Source organism: Nocardioides alpinus, from assembly GCF_900112035.1.
Classification (GTDB): Bacteria; Actinomycetota; Actinomycetes; order Propionibacteriales; family Nocardioidaceae; genus Nocardioides; species Nocardioides alpinus.
This window is the reverse complement of sequence record NZ_FOKC01000001.1, coordinates 526851-542471: the sequence shown is the minus strand read 5'-3', so window position 1 is coordinate 542471 and position 15621 is coordinate 526851. Positions and strand designations below refer to the sequence as shown.

The 15621-nt window shown below is 69.2% G+C and carries 14 protein-coding genes; 8 read left to right on the top strand and 6 right to left on the bottom strand.

What is annotated here, in order from left to right; all coding sequences use genetic code 11:
- Positions 1 to 13 precede the first annotated feature (13 nt).
- Both BM127_RS02645 and BM127_RS02640 read left to right on the top strand, forming a co-directional pair.
- Positions 14 to 1291, top strand: a complete 1278-nt coding sequence (locus BM127_RS02645) for a TY-Chap domain-containing protein (RefSeq protein WP_139227582.1) — start codon at positions 14 to 16, stop codon at positions 1289 to 1291.
- Between the two features lie 46 nt (positions 1292 to 1337).
- Complete coding sequence (locus tag BM127_RS02640) at positions 1338 to 3005, top strand: nuclease-related domain-containing DEAD/DEAH box helicase (protein ID WP_091193881.1); 1668 nt, start codon at positions 1338 to 1340, stop codon at positions 3003 to 3005.
- Positions 3006 to 3049: 44 nt separating this feature from the next.
- Here the strand turns inward: BM127_RS02640 and BM127_RS02635 are convergent, their stop codons facing one another.
- From BM127_RS02635 to BM127_RS02625, 4 genes are all read right to left on the bottom strand, one after another.
- Complete coding sequence (locus BM127_RS02635) at positions 3050 to 3910, bottom strand: hypothetical protein (RefSeq protein WP_198554474.1); 861 nt, start codon at positions 3908 to 3910, stop codon at positions 3050 to 3052.
- A gap of 44 nt (positions 3911 to 3954) precedes the next feature.
- Positions 3955 to 4302, bottom strand: a complete 348-nt coding sequence (locus BM127_RS22485; RefSeq protein WP_198554473.1) for a hypothetical protein — start codon at positions 4300 to 4302, stop codon at positions 3955 to 3957.
- A 170-nt stretch (positions 4303 to 4472) separates the two neighbouring features.
- Positions 4473 to 5126, bottom strand: coding sequence for a nucleoside/nucleotide kinase family protein (locus tag BM127_RS02630; protein WP_091193879.1), 654 nt, complete (start codon positions 5124 to 5126; stop codon positions 4473 to 4475).
- A 9-nt stretch (positions 5127 to 5135) separates the two neighbouring features.
- Entirely contained in the window at positions 5136 to 6527 is a 1392-nt protein-coding gene (locus BM127_RS02625) for a serine hydrolase domain-containing protein (protein WP_231263109.1), read from the bottom strand.
- A 261-nt stretch (positions 6528 to 6788) separates the two neighbouring features.
- Between BM127_RS02625 and BM127_RS02620 the strand changes: the two genes are divergently transcribed.
- The 5 genes from BM127_RS02620 to BM127_RS02600 all read left to right on the top strand — a co-directional run bounded on the left by BM127_RS02620 (position 6789) and on the right by BM127_RS02600 (position 9979).
- The gene (locus BM127_RS02620; RefSeq protein ID WP_139227580.1) at positions 6789 to 7028 is read left to right on the top strand and encodes a hypothetical protein; all 240 of its coding nucleotides are present in this window, start codon (positions 6789 to 6791) and stop codon (positions 7026 to 7028) included.
- 7 nt (positions 7029 to 7035) lie between these two features.
- A complete protein-coding gene (locus BM127_RS02615; RefSeq protein WP_091193871.1) occupies positions 7036 to 7530 on the top strand; it encodes a mycothiol transferase in 495 nt (164 codons plus the stop codon).
- 10 nt (positions 7531 to 7540) lie between these two features.
- Entirely contained in the window at positions 7541 to 8650 is a 1110-nt protein-coding gene (locus BM127_RS02610; RefSeq protein ID WP_091193870.1) for a serine hydrolase domain-containing protein, read from the top strand.
- Between the two features lie 73 nt (positions 8651 to 8723).
- A complete protein-coding gene (locus BM127_RS02605; RefSeq protein ID WP_091193868.1) occupies positions 8724 to 9248 on the top strand; it encodes a Dps family protein in 525 nt (174 codons plus the stop codon).
- Between the two features lie 107 nt (positions 9249 to 9355).
- A complete protein-coding gene (locus BM127_RS02600) occupies positions 9356 to 9979 on the top strand; it encodes a PepSY domain-containing protein (protein ID WP_091193865.1) in 624 nt (207 codons plus the stop codon).
- An 11-nt stretch (positions 9980 to 9990) separates the two neighbouring features.
- On the opposite strand, the gene BM127_RS02595 is transcribed toward BM127_RS02600, so the two are convergent.
- Both BM127_RS02595 and BM127_RS02590 read right to left on the bottom strand, forming a co-directional pair.
- Complete coding sequence (locus BM127_RS02595) at positions 9991 to 11439, bottom strand: PhoX family protein (protein WP_091193862.1); 1449 nt, start codon at positions 11437 to 11439, stop codon at positions 9991 to 9993.
- 213 nt (positions 11440 to 11652) lie between these two features.
- The gene (locus BM127_RS02590; protein WP_091193860.1) at positions 11653 to 14766 is read right to left on the bottom strand and encodes a M14 family metallopeptidase; all 3114 of its coding nucleotides are present in this window, start codon (positions 14764 to 14766) and stop codon (positions 11653 to 11655) included.
- Between the two features lie 121 nt (positions 14767 to 14887).
- Between BM127_RS02590 and BM127_RS02585 the strand changes: the two genes are divergently transcribed.
- On the top strand, positions 14888 to 15619 hold the full coding sequence (locus BM127_RS02585) for an MOSC domain-containing protein (protein ID WP_091195381.1): 732 nt from the start codon (positions 14888 to 14890) through the stop codon (positions 15617 to 15619).
- The last annotated feature ends 2 nt before the right edge of the window (positions 15620 to 15621 follow it).

Below are 15621 nucleotides of genomic sequence, written 5' to 3'. Positions count from 1 at the left end.
GAGGGGTCGAAGCGTGAGTGAAAAACTGGAGCGTCGCTGGGACGACGCGGTGGAGACGGCCTGGCGGGAGTTCCGCCAGCGACTGGCAGACCACGTGGCCGCGATGGACGCAGACGACTCGATCGTCGTCGAGATGCCGCAGGTGCACAATCAGGGTGCATCGCCATACTGCCAGGTGGCGGGCGGCGAAGAGATGCTGCGCGTCGAGGCGGTCAGCAACGCCTACCTTGCGGACGAGTGCAGTCTCGACGTCCTCCAGGAGGGCTTCCTCGCCCACCTCGGCTTCCGCCGTCCCGAGACGGAGGACTGGTCCGAGGGTGAGACCAACTTCTGGGCCGACCTCGAGCTCCGCGAGGCAGACCGTGCGGCCGTGATGGTCGTCCACGCCCTGCGTGAGGTCTACGGCGTGCTCCACCCGGTCTACCTCGATGCCGGCGGACTGGAGCCGGAGGGTGCCGTACGCCCTGTCCCGCCCCAGCCCGGCACGACGCAGGCGGACCTCGACGACCTGTTCGTTTCGTCCTCGGTGAAAGACATCCGGTCGCTCGTCGACCTGGCCGTCGCCGACATCTATGACGACGCTCCTATGTGGGACGACGACGGCGACCTAGGCCTGCTGACCGAGGAGCACGTCGTCTGGGTGGCGGTCAACGCTCACGCACCGCGCGTGCTGCTCTCCTGCATGCTCCTCGACGAGGTCGATAACACCGATGCCGCGCTGGCCGAGATCAACCGTCTCAACCGTGCTGAGTGGGGGCTGACCTTCACGCTCCACGAGCGGCGAATCAGTGTCACCCGCGAGCTGGGGCTCGGCGTGGCCCAGCCGGTGGCCGTCCAGGGCGAGATCCAACGCGTGCTCGGCCAGGTCGACGTCTGGGCGCGGGACCTGGGTGAGCGCCTGCGGGCCGCATCGGAGGATCCCGCCAAGAGACGGCCGCACAGCCGCTTCGCGACGGCGTACGCCGTGATGGCCGAGCTCGAGCGCGAGCAGCGGGGGTCGGTGAGCCCGGCCGCGATGGTGCGGATCTATCGCAACGACACGGGTCTGCTTCTCAAGGCGATCCGGATCACCGAGCAGCGGCGTCGCGACGCTCGCACCAAGGCGCGCGAAGCGCACGACCTGGGCCAGCGGGCCAAGGAGCAGATGATCCGAGCGCGACTCGACTACTTGCGTGACCTCGTCGCTCGCATGCGCGCTGGGCTCCGCATGATGGTTGATGCCCCGGTGCGGCGAGCGCAGGTCGATCAGCTCGCGCTCTTCGACGAGGACGAGGCAGGGGCCGGTCGGTGAGCACATTCAGCCTTCATCGCGATGCGATCGGTGGTGAGGTGCTCACATGCCGCGCCTGATCCCGGAGAGCCCGACCTTCACCACGGCCTCGGAGCGCGAGGTGTGGGAGCGACTCCGTGACAGCCTGGGTGACGACGATGTCCTGTTGGCCAACCTGCGGCTGACCGACATGGAGAAGGACGTCGAAGCAGATCTCGTCGTCCTCATGCCTAGGGTCGGGATCCTGGTGATCGAGGTCAAGGGCGGCAGCGTGCATGTCGAGGCTGACGACGCAGACGGGCACTCGTGGTGGACGATGCGGCGCGGAGTCCACACGCGCATCCGCCCGGTGGACCAGGTGCGCACCGCCAAGCACGCGCTCAAGCGCTACGTCGAGCAGCACCAGGACGGCGGCGCCTCTCGCCGCGTCGGCTGGGGACACGGACTGGTCGTGCCCTACTCCAGCTTCGCCGCCGACTTCACCGTCCCCGAGCTGCCGCGGTGGGCGTTGCACGACAAGGGAGATCTCGACGAGATCACCGTCCGCGTCCACGACAACGCGCGCAAGCTGCTGCATGGCCAGAGGCCACCGACGCACGACGACGTCGAGGTCATCACCGGCATCCTCACCGGCCGCTTCGCGACGCCGTACGACGTCAACGCCGAGTCGGACGACCGGGCCGCGGAGTTCGACCGGCTGACCATGGAGCAGGCCACGATCCTGAACGTCACCCGACTGCTCCGCCGCGTCGAGGTGCGGGGCGGAGCCGGCAGCGGAAAGACCGTCCTCGCGCTCCAGCAGGCGAAGGAGCTGACGAGAGGAGGGCAGGGCCGCAAGCCTCAACGTGTCGCTCTCCTCTGCTACTCGATCGGCCTCGCCGAGCACCTCCGTCGCCAGGTCGCGACATGGGATCGTCGCCACCGCCCCGCCTTCGTCGGCACCTTCCACGCGTTCGGCCAGCAGTGGGGCGCGGCCGAGGGCGACCGCACGGACAGCGAGTTCTGGGAGGAGCGCCTTCCCGCCGAGATGGCTGAGCTCGCTGCAGCGCTACCGGACAACCACAAGTTCGACGCGGTGATCGTCGACGAGGCGCAGGACTTCGCCGACCCGTGGTGGACGCCGGTGCTCCGGGCACTGCGAGACGAGGAGGAGGGTGGGCTGTACGTCTACTCCGACGAGAACCAGCGGATCTTCGCCCGCTTCGGCCGCCCGCCGGTCACCTTGGTGCCGCTCGTGCTCGACCACAACCTCCGAAACACACGCCAGATCCATGAATCCTTCGGGCCGTTGGCGCCAAGCAGGATGTACTCACGCGGAGGCGACGGACCTGCCGTGCGGTTCGTCTCCTCCTTACAGGAAGACGCCCTCGAGGCGGCTGACGACGCCGTCGACGCCCTGCTCGAAGCGGGGTGGGAGCCGCGCAACGTGGCGCTCCTGACGACAGGTCACCGCCACCCTGTCCAGGTCGAGCGCACCGACTTCCACGACCAGGAGGGTTACTGGAGCACCTACTGGGACGACGACGTCTTCTACGGTCACGTCCTCGGGTGCAAGGGCCTCGAGCGTCGCGCTGTCGTGCTCTGCCTCAACGAGGACGGCGCGCGTGACCGCGCTCGTGAACGGCTCTACGTCGGGATGTCTCGTGCGACTGACGAGCTCGTCGTGGTGGGGGATCCGGAGACCGTACGCCGGGTGGCGGGCGACCAGGTCGCGAACAAACTGGGCATCGGCTGACAAGCGCCAGCCGGAGGCATGGTCTAGACGCAACTCCTCGCTGCTCAGTCGCCGTGTGCGTCTTCGTCGTCTCGGGTCCGGCGCTTGGGTGCACGATCGCCAATTCGTCCTGCGAGCCTGCTCGTCGCCGAAATGGTCCGACCCCGGGTCTCGCTGCCGAGGCGCCTCGCAGTGCCGACACCTTCTATGGCAGTTCTGATCGAACTGTCACGCACATCTGTAGCTGCGTCAGACCAGCGCCTAGCCTCCAAGGCGCTTCGACCACCCTCAATCCCAAGAACTCCGTGGAGGTCAACGAGGGCACCTGCGACATGATTGCTGGAGTTCACCACTGCCCGTGACGTGGTGGGATGCGTGAGGACTTTGAGGTTGGCCGTTCCCGCCGCCTTGTCCAAACGATCCATCAGGCGCTGGGTGCTCCGCGCAATCAGTTCCAAACGGTTGCGCCTCGCGGTCTTGAGTGCAGACCGGTGACGGTCGAGTTCTTCGTGCGAGGCGTCTAGAACTCGATCAAGTTCGAGCACGGCGAGTGCGTCTTGCAGTTGGAAGCAGCGTGCCAGCACGGTGAGCCATTCTTGGACGCGTGACGCCGCGTCCTTGGCGGCATCGGCAAGGTCGCCGATCTTTGTCTCGCGCTCGATCTTCTCGGCTAGCGCATCGAGTTGCCGAAGGGCATAAGCCTGGGTGCGGGCGATGGTCATGGACGTTGCCTGCACCTTCGACCAAGTGACGTCGGAGACGCGCCCGACCTCCTCGCGGATCGTCATGGCCTCCTCGATGACCAGGTCGACACCAATCATGTCCGACAACACGGCGTCCTTCTGCGCGCGAAGAACGTCGTCCAATTTCTCGTCGATCGCAGCGAGATAGTCGGTGATCTCGTCCATGGCCTGCTGCATCGACATCTGCGTCATGATCCCGGCAGCGCCTGACAGGACCGCAGGGTTGGTCAGTGCCGCACCAGGTGTTTTGGCGAACTCGACGAAGCCCTTGATCTGGCCTTTTTTCCGCTGATGACGCCGGTGCTGAGTCCTGTCTTCGAGCTCTCGCGCAAACCGTTGTTCTTAACGAGTTCTGCTGACTCCTGCGTCAACTTCACCCAGCGACCCGAGTTCGCGGCGATCTCTGATCCTGCTTGCGTGACTCCTGCGCTGCTACCGAGCACCGAGCCGAGCCGTTGAAGTCCGAGGTCTCTTGATGGCAGCCCTTCGGCCGCCAGAACGCGCTCGACCGCGGTGCGCTCACCGATGACCGCGAGGCCATCGCCGTCGCTGATCAACTGGATCTCGGCATCCATGCAGACTCCTGGGTACTAGGTGGTTCAGTGCCCTTGGCCTGTGACCGGGCAAGACCTGCTGGTTCGCTGCCCGCAAGAGCGATCCGCTGGGCTGGGTGGTTTGGCGCTGTTAGCCGACCGTAACCCGCGATCACCCACGGTATGCGCCATTTCTCAGTGTGATGGGTGATTCAGCGATGAACGAGAACCTTGTCAACATGAACGATTACGTCGGCCGAGCGCCGCCTGGCGATTACTATGCGGGCATTCGCCTCGTCGCTCCGCTCTACCCACTCGCGGGCGGCCGCGGTCGACTTGCCGAACTGCTCGTGCCGCCGTACCAGCCGCTCACGGCGTATGCCGTCGTCGATCCCGACAAACCACACCTCGGCCAGCAGTGGTCGTACGTGCTCCCAGCCGCCGTCGGGCAGCAGGAGGTAGTTGCCTTCCGTGACGACCACCCGGGCGGACGGCGGGATCGCGATCGCCGCGGCGATCGGCTGCTCGAGGTCCCGCTCGAAACCAGGGACGTACAGCATCTGGTCCGGTTGCGAGTGGAGGCGCTGCAGGGCGGCGACGTAGCCGTCGACGTCGAAGGTGTCCGGTGCGCCCTTGCGGTCGCGGCGTCCGAGTCGGTCGAGCTGGATGTCGGCGAGGTGGAAGCCGTCCATCGGCAGGTGACCGACCGCTTCGTCGCCAAGATCGGCGCGCAGGCGCGTGAGCAGCGCCTCGGCGAGCGTCGACTTGCCAGCACCCGGCGCCCCGGTGATTCCGATGACCAGTCGACCCGGACGGGACAGCAGCGTGGCCACGCGCCCGAGCAGCTCAGGCAGCGAGTCGATCACGCAACGAGCCTAGTCGCGCGGACGGTGCAGGGTCTTCAGCCTGCCGCCGTCCAACGGCGTACCGCGCCATGACGCGAGCGCGGTCCCGGTCGACACCGAGCAGTCGATGTCGATGCGGTGAGGTGTCTCCAGGAAGATCACCTCGACCCGAAAGGTGTCGTCGTCGATCCAGCCACCCGATGCGGCCACAGGTACGACGTCGGCGCGCGCGTCGCGGGGCTCGGACGCCAGCCACTCGCCGTCGCCTACTCCAAAGGTCAGCGCGTTGTCCCGCTCGTGAAGCGTGACGCTGAGACCGTCGCCTGCGCCGTCCACGGTGATCGAGGAAAAGGCCGTCGCTGTCGCGCCGACGGAGGAGCTCGCCATCGAGAACGTCACGCTGTCTATGTGCTCCGCTCGTGCCGGCACTGACTCCGACTGACAGGGCGGCAGGCCGAGCGTCGTGAGCCGCCGGAGGAGGTCGGCATGGGCATCCTCGTCGATCGCAGCTGCATCCAGGCCCGGAAGCAGGTGCTCCCATACGTGGTCCAGCACCGCCTGCATGTCCTCGGTGCCACCGGTGATGGCGACCACAGCCTCGTGCTCGGGCAGGACCAGGCAGAACTGCCCGAATGCCCCGTCCCCGCGGTAGCCGTGCCGCGACATCCAGAAGTAGTAGCCGTAGCCCTGGCTCCAGTCGGGGTTCCCTTCATCCGTCGTGACGCGCACCGAGGTCGCGTCGTCGACGTAGGCAGCAGGGATCAGCTGCGTGTCGCCCCAGCGACCGCGCTGCAGATAGAGCTGACCCAGCTTGGCGACGTCCTCGGTGCGGGCGAAGAGGCCGCTGAATCCCTGCTCACGCCCGGGCGGGAAGCAGAGCCAGCCGACCTCGCCGATGCCGAGCGGATCGAAGAGACGCGGGCGGAGGTAGTCGCTGAGCCGCTGACCAGACCTGCGCTGGATCGCGGCCGCGACCGTGTAGGTGCACGGCTGGCTGTAGGCGAAGACGTTGCCGGGCGCCTCGTCGGGCGGGGAGAGCAGGAACCCGCGGACCGGATCCTTGGGGTCTCCCGCCACGGCCTCCCGCCACATGTCGTGGCGGTGACCGGCGGCCATCGACGCAAGGTGGCGCAGGGTGATCGACGCACTCTGCGACGCACCCACCTCATCGGCGTACTCCGGAAAGTGCCGGAGCACGGTGTCGTCGAGGTCAACCAGCCCCTCGTCCAGCGCGAACGCCAGAGCGGTCGAGGTGAAGCTCTTGCTGATGGAGTAGAGCAACCTGGTCCGTTCCGCCGTGTGCGGTGCCCACCAGCCCTCCGCGACGACCTGTCCGTGTCGCAGCACCATCAGTCCGTGGACCTCGACGGCGGGATCCGTGTCGACCGCGTCCACGAACGCCGCAATGGCGGCGGCATCCACGCCCTGGCTCATTGGTGTCGACCGCGGGAGGTTGCGCACAGCGCCAGCGTAGGGCGTACGTCGGTCGCGCGCTCTCCTCGACCGGCGGGGGTGGGTGGCCTTGGTTTCGACACGGTCGCTGCGCGACCTGCTCAACCGGCGGCGGTGGGTGGTGGGGCGTGGGCTGGGGGGTTTCGTGACGGGACTTCGTCCCTCCTCAACCAACGAGGCATCACCCCGATGGGGCTTGTGTCCCCGCACCCGCTGATTAGCGTGGAAGGCATGACTGACGAGACGCAGCAGGCAGCGATCGAGGCGGCTCAGGCCGTCGTCGACCAGGTGAGCTCCTACCAGTACAGCGCGGAGGACAGCACCATCGCGCAGCAGCTCGACGAGGGTTTGGCGCAGGCCAAGGTCTCCCTCGACGACGAGGAGCGCACCCGCATTCTCGCGGAGATCGACGGCCTCAAGGACGAGGAGTCGAGCACCCCGCAGGTCCGTTCCGCGACGCCGGTGGAGTGACGCAGCCATGGATGTCCGTGGGCTGCTGACCGAGGGCTTCGGCCGCATCACCGAGCTCTACGCCCACGTGGCCGAGGACCTCGGACAGGACCAGCTTCACCACAGGCCCGGGGGCACCGGCAACCCGATCGGCTGGCTCCTCTGGCACCTCGCCCGGGTGCAGGACCACCACATCTCGGGCCTCTCCGGCGAGCCGCAGGCCTGGGCCCAGTGGCAGCACCGCTTCGGGATGGACAACGACACCGACGACATCGGCTACGGCCACACGAGCGAGCAGGTCGATGCCATCCGGATCGCCGACCCGCAGCTGCTCGTGGACTACCACCACGAGGTCACGCTCGCGACCGCGCGCTACCTGGAGACCGTCGACGAGAAGGAGCTCGAGCGAGAAGTGGACCAGAACTGGGACCCGCCGGTCACCGCCGGCGTACGCCTCGTCAGAATCCAGGGCGACTGCCTCCAGCACCTCGGGCAGGCGGCGTACGTCAAGGGACTGCTCTAGCGTCGAAGCCATGGCTGATCTCGAGGCAGCGCTGCGACCCCACGTCGACTCCGGCGAGATCCCCGGACTGGTGGCGCTCGTCGCCCGCGGGGACGAGGTGGAGTCGGTCGCGCTCGGCACAGGCACGCGGCGCGACTCGATCTTCCGCGGCGCCTCGATCACCAAGCCGCTCACCGCAGCGCTGACGATGATGCTCGTCGAGGACGGGCGTCTCGAGCTCGACGGCCCCGTCGACGACCTTCTCCCGGAGCTCGCCGAGCCGCGCGTCCTGCGGACGACCGGCAGCGGGCTCGCCGACACCGTGCCGGGTGTCCGACCGATCACCACGCGCCACCTGCTCGCCTCGACCGCCGGTCACGGCTTCGCCACCTTCGACTCGCCTGTGGTCGCCCGGCTGATGCGTGACCTGAAGCAGGCGGAGCGGGACGTGGGCGCGGTGCCGCCGCCCGACGAGTGGATGCGCCGGCTCGGCGAGATCCCGTTGATGCACCAGCCGGGGGAGGGCTGGACGTACAACGCGTCGTACGACGTGCTCGGCGTCCTGATCGCCCGCGCATCAGGCGAGACGTTCTCCGACCTCATGGCCGCGCGACTCCTCGAGCCGCTCGGCATGGTCGACACCGCCTTCCACGTGCCGGCGGAGAAGCGCGACCGGTTCACCACGCTCTACGGCCACGACGAGCAGGGACGCCTGAAGGTCACCGACGAGCCCGATGGTGCCTTCGCCAGCGAGCCGGCGTTCGCCTCCGGCGCGGGCGGACTCGTCACGACTGCCGACGACTGGCTGGCGTTCGGCAGGATGCTGCTCGCCGAGGGCGGAGGGCTGCTGCAGGCGGAGGCGGTGCGACAGATGACGATCGACCACACGACCGCGCAGCACCGTGAGATGGGCGGCTACTTCCTCGACGGCCAGGGCTGGGGGTTCGGCGGTGGCGTCGACACCGAGGTCCTCCACCCGTGGAACGTCATCGGTCGCTACGGCTGGGTCGGCGGCACGGGCACGGCGGCGTACGTCGATCCGCACCACCGCGTCGTGTCGGTGATCCTCACCCAGGTCGAGCTCGGCGGACCCGACTCCGCAGGCGTGCTGGAGACGTTCTGGAGCGCTGCCTCAGGGTAGGCGATCCTTACTGGAATGATTCAAGAAAAGGGTGTTAGGTGGAGGACGTTCCATCCGACGAGAGAGGGATGACATGACCCAGACCGCCCGCAAGACCACCCACACCGCCCACCCCGCGTTCCAGGCCTCGCAGCAGCTCGGCGACCACCTCCAGCAGATGCTCGTCGACCTCACCGACCTCCACCTGCAGGGCAAGCAGGCCCACTGGAACGTCGTCGGCAAGAACTTCCGCGACCTGCACCTGGCCCTCGACGAGGTCGTCGACGCGGCCCGCGGCTTCTCCGACGACATCGCCGAGCGCATGCGCGCCGTCTACGTCACGCCCGACGCGCGCTCCGCGACCGTCGCTGCGCGGACCACGCTCTCGGAGTTCCCCTCCGACGAGATCGACACCGCTGACTGCGTCGACGCGATCACCGCTGCGCTCTACGCCGTCGCCGGCACCGCCCGTCGGATCCACGACGAGGTCGACGCCGAGGACCCCACCAGCGCCGACATGCTCCACGGCATCCTCGAGCGCATCGAGCAGCTCGCCTGGATGATCGACGCCGAGAACCGCGTCGCCAACAGCAGCATCCCGCGGTCGATGCACGAGTGAGGCGTACGCCTTAACCCACTGTTGAACCTGCGCGGAAGTGGCGTTAGCGCGGCCGGCGGCACAGTGAACGTCGTACTCACCACGACGATCACACAGGAGCAATCCCCATGAACCGCACCAGCCGCCGTACGCGCCTCGCCACCGCCGCCGTCCTCGCCCCGCTCGCCCTCGGCCTCGTCGCCTGCGGCGGGGACGACGGTGACAACGACGACGTGGCGGCTCCGACGGCCTCCGCGTCCTCGACGCCGTCCGACGACGACACGACCGGCGACAGCACCACTGACGACGGTGCGACCGCCACCGTCGAGGGCGACGTCGAGACCGCCGCGGTGACCGCGCTCGCCGAGATCGACGGGACCGTCTTCTCGGTCGACCGCGACGACCAGGGCTGGGACGTCACGATCGTCACGGCTGACGGGGTCGAGAACGACATCGAGCTCGGGCCCGACGCGACGACGGTGGTCCGCGGACCGGTGGCCGACGACACGAACGACGATGACGCCGACGACGCTGCCGAGGCCGAGCTCCTGATGGGCGCGTCCGTCGACTACCTCGCGGCCATCGAGGCCGCGCTCGGCGAGATGCAGGGCACCGTGACCGGCGTCGACCTCTCCGAGGACAACGGCGTCGCGATCTGGGAGGTCCAGCTCGACGAGGACACCGCCAACGCGATGACCGTCGACGTCGACGCGCAGACCGGTGACGTGCTGCGGACCGAGCAGGACGACTGAGCCAGACGCCCTCACACCCCGATCGACTGCCACGGCCCCCAGATCGCGAACGTCCGACCGCGACCCGCCTGGATGTTGACGAACAGGGTCCGGCCGCCGGGTCCGAAGGTCGACCCGGCGAACTCGTCGTCGGTCGGGTTGAGGGCGATGTTCCAGAGGTGGCCGTCCCGCGACAGACCTCGGATGTAGTTGCTGTCGGAGTTGTCCTCGCAGACCACGAGGGTGCCACGCGGCGAGGTCGTGATGTTGTCCGGCAGGTCGAGCTGCATCCGCCCCGAGGACTGGAAGACGCACCGCAGGGTGGCGGTGCCGGGGTGGTAGGCCCACACCTGTCCGAACCCGTTGCCGAAGCCGCTCGGGGCGGTCGTGTTGCCGGCCTCGGGAGGCCCTCCGCCCTGGGTCGAGGTGAAGTAGACGACCCCGGCCCGCGCCACCTGGCCCTCCAGCCGGGAGAAGTAGGCCGCCCCCTGGGCCCACCCCTGGCGGGCGACGTACGAGATCGCCGTGTCGTTGGTGGTCGGGGCGATCTCGCCGGGCGTGTAGGGGAACTCGGGGTCCGCATCCTCGATCGGGACCCAGTCGGTCAGGTAGGTCGCGCCCTGCACCTGCGCGGCCTCGAGGTGGGCGTTCGGCATCCCGACGATCCGGAGCATCTCGAGCGTGCCGCCGTCCTCGAGGTGGCCGACGACCATCGGGTCGCTCGGCGGCTTGTAGCGGTAGAACCCCGACGCGAAGCCGAAGTCGTCCTCGGTGAGGTAGAGGTAGCCGCTCTCCGGGTCGTAGGAGACGGCCTCGTGGGCGAAGCGTCCGGCCGAGCGGATCGGCTGCCGCGACCCCTGACCCTCTCCGGGGAACACGTTGGCTGGGACCTCGAACACGTAGCCGTGCGGCTGGGTGAGCAGGGTGTTGGGAGCCCCGGTGAAGTCGGGACCGACGTCCGGACCGTTGACCGTCTCCTCGCAGGTCACCCACGCACCCCACGGCATCTCGCCGCCCGAGCAGTTCATCATCGTGCCGTTGAGGCTGGTGAACGAGCGCACGACCTCGCCGGTGCGCGTGACCTGGATGGTCGTCGTGCCGCCGCCCGCCGCAGTGTCGTACGGCGTCCCCTTGCCGAAGGCGCCCACGGGGCCGTTGACCTCGTGGTTGCGCACCAGGACCACGGTGCCGTCCGGCCCGGGGAAGGCCCCCATCCCGTCGTGCCGCCCGGGGAGCACCGTGCCGTCGGTGAGGACCACCGTGCTGGTGGTGTCGTGGAACGAGCGGTAGCGGAAGCCCTCCGGCACGTGGAGCCGTACGACGCCGTCGCGCTCGTCGGGGGTGGGGAAGAGCGGGACGGTGCGGGGCTTGGTGCCGGCCGCGGCGGGGTCGGCCACGAGGCCGGCGAACGGTCCGGCCAGGGAGGCTGCTGCTGCGGTCCTCAGGACGGCGCGGCGCTCGACGGGGTGGTCTGCGGGCATGGGTCGGTCCTCCGGGGTGGGGTTGCTACATGGACTTGGTTTCGACACGGGCGCTGGGCGCCCTGCTCAACCGGCGGTCGTCGCGCCGGGCGCCCTGCTCAACCGGCGGTCGTCGCGCCGGGCGCCCTGCTCAACCGGCGGTCGTCGCGCTGGGCGCCCTGCTCAACCGGCGTCGGTCGCGGTGGGCGCCCTGCTCAACCGGCGGCCTTGCGGTCACTCGAGCAGGTGGTCCAGGGCCCTCCCCATCACCTCGGTGCGCTCGGCCGGCGTCGCGATGCCCTCGAAGCCGAAGCCCATCAGCAGCGAGTCGGGGGTCGAGATGCTGGCGCCGACCGGGAAGCCGCTGGCGGACGTGACCTCCCAGTCGTTGCCGTTGGCCGCGCTGCCGGTCGCCGCACCCGGCACCGTCCAGCCCTCGAAGCCGGACTCGAACGACGTGCTCGTGCCGTCGGGCAGGGTGATGTCGTCGACGAAGGTGCCGAGCCCCTGGGTGCTCCAGTCGCTGGCGTACGTGATCGACACCTCGACCGAGCCGCCCTGCCAGGCGCCGAGGTCGACGTTCCAGTTCTGCCAGCCGGCGGAGTTGCCGGACGCGGCGTGCCACGCGCCTGTCGTACCGGTCGGGGTACAGGTCCCGGCCGCGGCGTCGTAGGTCTGGTAGTGGTCGAGCTGCGGGTGCAGCTCGCGCCAGCCAGCGGCGCAGCTCTCGCCGGTCGCCTGGGTGGTGTGGCCGTTGGCGTCGGGCAGCGTCGTCCAGTCGTTGCCGCCCGGCGTACGGGCCTCGACGAACACGTAGTCCCAGTCGCCCTCGGTGTCGTAAGACGTCCAGAAGTCGAGGTCGCCGCCACCGGCCGGGACGGTGACCGTCCGGGTCAGCCGCTTGTAGGACACGTCGGCGATCTGGCTGTAGACGTACTGCTCGCCGGTGTGCGGGTCGAAGGGGCCGCCGGGCTTGTCCCAGCGGGCCGACGGCCAGCTCTCGAACTGGGGGAACTGGTCCGCCGGCAGGATGCCGCTCGTCGAGATGAAGGACGAGGTGGCGTTCTGGTTGTCGCCCGACTCGGGTCCGTTCATCGCCCAGGCGGTGCCGGTGAACGGGTCGTCGACCCCGGCCACGTCGTAGACGTTGCCCTCGTCGTCGAGCCCGTCGCCGGGGATCTGGAGGTAGCCGCCGAACCAGTACTGCAGGACGTCGTTGGTGCCGTCGCCGGACCCGCGCAGCGCCAGGCAGCGACGGGTGTCGATGCCGGCGGGGAGCGGGTTGCAGGCGATCGCGCCCTGCGGGTCGTAGAGCTGGGTGCCGGCGGCGGCGGTGTACTGCGTGCCCGCCTGGTTGCCGGTGTACATGACCGTCCCGCCCTCGTTCATGAAGGCGCGGAACTCCAGCATCTCGTCGAGCGCGAGCCGGTCCACGTTGCCGGCCCCGCGGCCCGCCGTACGGGTCACGACGTCGTCGCCGGTGTACCAGATCGCCGCGTCGTAGTGGCTCAGCACGCCGAGTGCGTCGGGCGCGGTGCGGTTGTTGGCGTCGACGTCGTAGACGTCTGCACCCTCGCCGTTGGCCTCGAGCGCGTCGAGGTAGTAGTCGAGGTAGTGGGGGCCGGCGGGATCCTGCGCCGGTGAGGCGCCCGTGTAGTCCTCGGCCGCGACGACCAGCACCCGGTCGTCCGTCTCGGAGACGGCTTCGTAGGTGAAGGACGGGCTCCGTTGGCGGCCGCCCTCGAACCAGACCTCCACGCTGTCGCCCGGATCGGTGCCGGTCACGACGCCGCGCACCTGGTGGTAGTGCGTCGAGGTCATGCCGAACTTCTCGCCGCCGGCCCACTCGCGGGTGCGCGCGGACTGGGTCCGACCGCCGTTGATCTTCCACTTCGCGGTCACGGTGCCGAGGCTGCGCCTGGCCAGTACGGCGACGGGCTGCGGGTCGCCGTACGACTTCGCGAAGCTGAGACGCACGCTCGGCAGGCCGCTCTTGTAGGCGTCCTCGCTGTCGAGGTAGAAGGGCTTGGTCTCGATGCCGAGCGACGACTTCGGGTCGTCGGGCGTCACCGCGGACGCGGCGACCGACTCGGCGAAGGGCAGGTTGCGCGCGAACTCCTCCTGCACCAGCGCCTCGTCGTCGGGGAAGACGAACCCGCAGCCGTCGCATCCGGGGGAGAGCTCGGGGGTCCAGGCCAACGTGCCGGTCGCCTCCTGGGCGTAGCCGTCGATCTCGCCGTTGGTGACGTAGAGGACGTCCGAGGACAGGCCCGGGTGGAAGCCCTCGATCGCGGGCTTGTCGAGGTTGCCGGACAGCGCGTAGTAGATCGGGTCGTCGGCCGTCGGGGTGCCGATCTGCCAGCCGTCGTTGTAGAGCAGCCACCGCCCGTTGGAGTGGTAGTTGACCATGAACTCGGCCTTCGCCGTCTTGAAGAGCTTGATGCCGGCCTGGGTCTCCGGCTCGGACGCGGGCGACGGTCCGCGATAGGTCTCGCTCGAGGCGATGTCGGACGAGCCCTCGTTGTCGTAGCCCCAGTGGGAGGGGTAGTTGCGGTTGGGGTCGACGCCATCGCCGACCTGGGTGATGCCGTCGCCGTTGTTGTCGCGGAGGTTCTTGCGCCACAGCCGCTCGGTGTCGAACGTGTACTGGTAGCCGTCGGGGTTCATCACGGGCACGAACCAGAGCTCGGTCTTCTGCAGGAGCTTCCTCGTGGGCCGGTCGTTGGCGGCCCACCGCTGCAGGTAGGTGTCCATCAGGCGGCGGGTCACCTCGGTCGCGATCCACTCCCGCGCGTGCTGGGTGGCGCTGAAGATGACGGCCGGGCGGGAGCCGTCCCTCTGCCCGCGGGCGCCCTGGGTGACCTTGAGCGCGAGGATGTCGCGGCCCTGGTAGGTCGTGCCGAGCTTCACCAGCTTGGTCACGCCGGGGTAGGTCCTCGCGGCGTCGACCAGCTGGTCGCGGATGCCGCCGGGCTCGTCGTACGACCTCCAGACGGTGAAGCCGTTGGCTGCTTCAGCCGCAGCGAACTGGCGCACCGTCTGGCCGCCCTTGACCCGGGCGAGGGTCAGGGTGAGGCCCTGGCTGCGCAGTGTCTCCGCCTCCTCGGCGGTGAGGACGAGGTCGACGCGCGTGGTGTCGCCCGTCGGGTGCGCCTCGGCGAGGTCGTAGCCGGCGCGGGTCAGCACGTCGAGCTGCTCGGCCGTGACGCCGCGCGCGACGTAGGCGTCGAGGGCCTGGGCGGTGCGCGGCGCGGCGGCCGGTGGGGCCGTCGACGACGGTGGCGCGAGGCCCACCCCCAGAGCAGCGACGACAGCGACAGCGATGGAGGCGGGGACAAGACGGCGCATGTGGATCGACCCTCCCGGGACGGGGTGTGATCCACGTCACATTGCCACGCATCGGCTCGCAACGGAATACCGAAGCGGTGGCAGGAGCCTCGCCCGGTCTCGGCGTGGAAGCATGACCGCCATGTCGGCTGAGCTGATCGTGCGCGCCGCCGGCTTCGCGCCGGTCAAGGGGACACGGCACCTCTCGCTGCCCTCGGTCGAGCTGGACGCGGCCGGTCCGGTGGGGGATCGCGCGTGGTGCTTCGTCGATGTCGACGCGCGGCAGGTGCTGCGTACGGTCCAGCATCCCTCCCTCGTCCCTGTGGTGACGCGTGTTGTCGGGAACGGGCTCTGCGTCGCGCTGCCGAGCGGTGGGTCGGTCACCGCTTCCGCGGAGCGGTCCGGCCAGACGGTCACCTGCGACTACTGGGGCAGGTCGGTGTCGCTCGCACTCACCGACGGTCCGCACGCGGCGCTGGTCTCCGACCATCTCGGGAAGGACGTACGACTCGCTGCCGCACCGCGCGGCGGGGTGGTGTTCGCGGCGCCGGTCACGATCGTCGGTACGGCCTCGCTGCGCGAGCTCGACCTGCTGGAGGAGGCGGCGCGCTTGCGCGCGACCTTCGTCGTCGAGACCGAGGAGCCGTGGGTCGAGGACACGTGGCTGGGCACCTCCTTCGAGCTCGGGGGAGCGCGGGTCAGGGTCGGTGGTCCGGTCCCGCGGTGTGCGGTCATCGACCACCACCCCGAGACGGGGGTCAAGGACCGCAGGGTGCTCAAGGAGCTCGTGCGGCGCCGGCCGACCAACCGCGCGGGGGAGCCCATGTTCGGGGTGTACGCCGAGGTCGTGCGGCCAGGGGTCGTGGAGGTCTGACC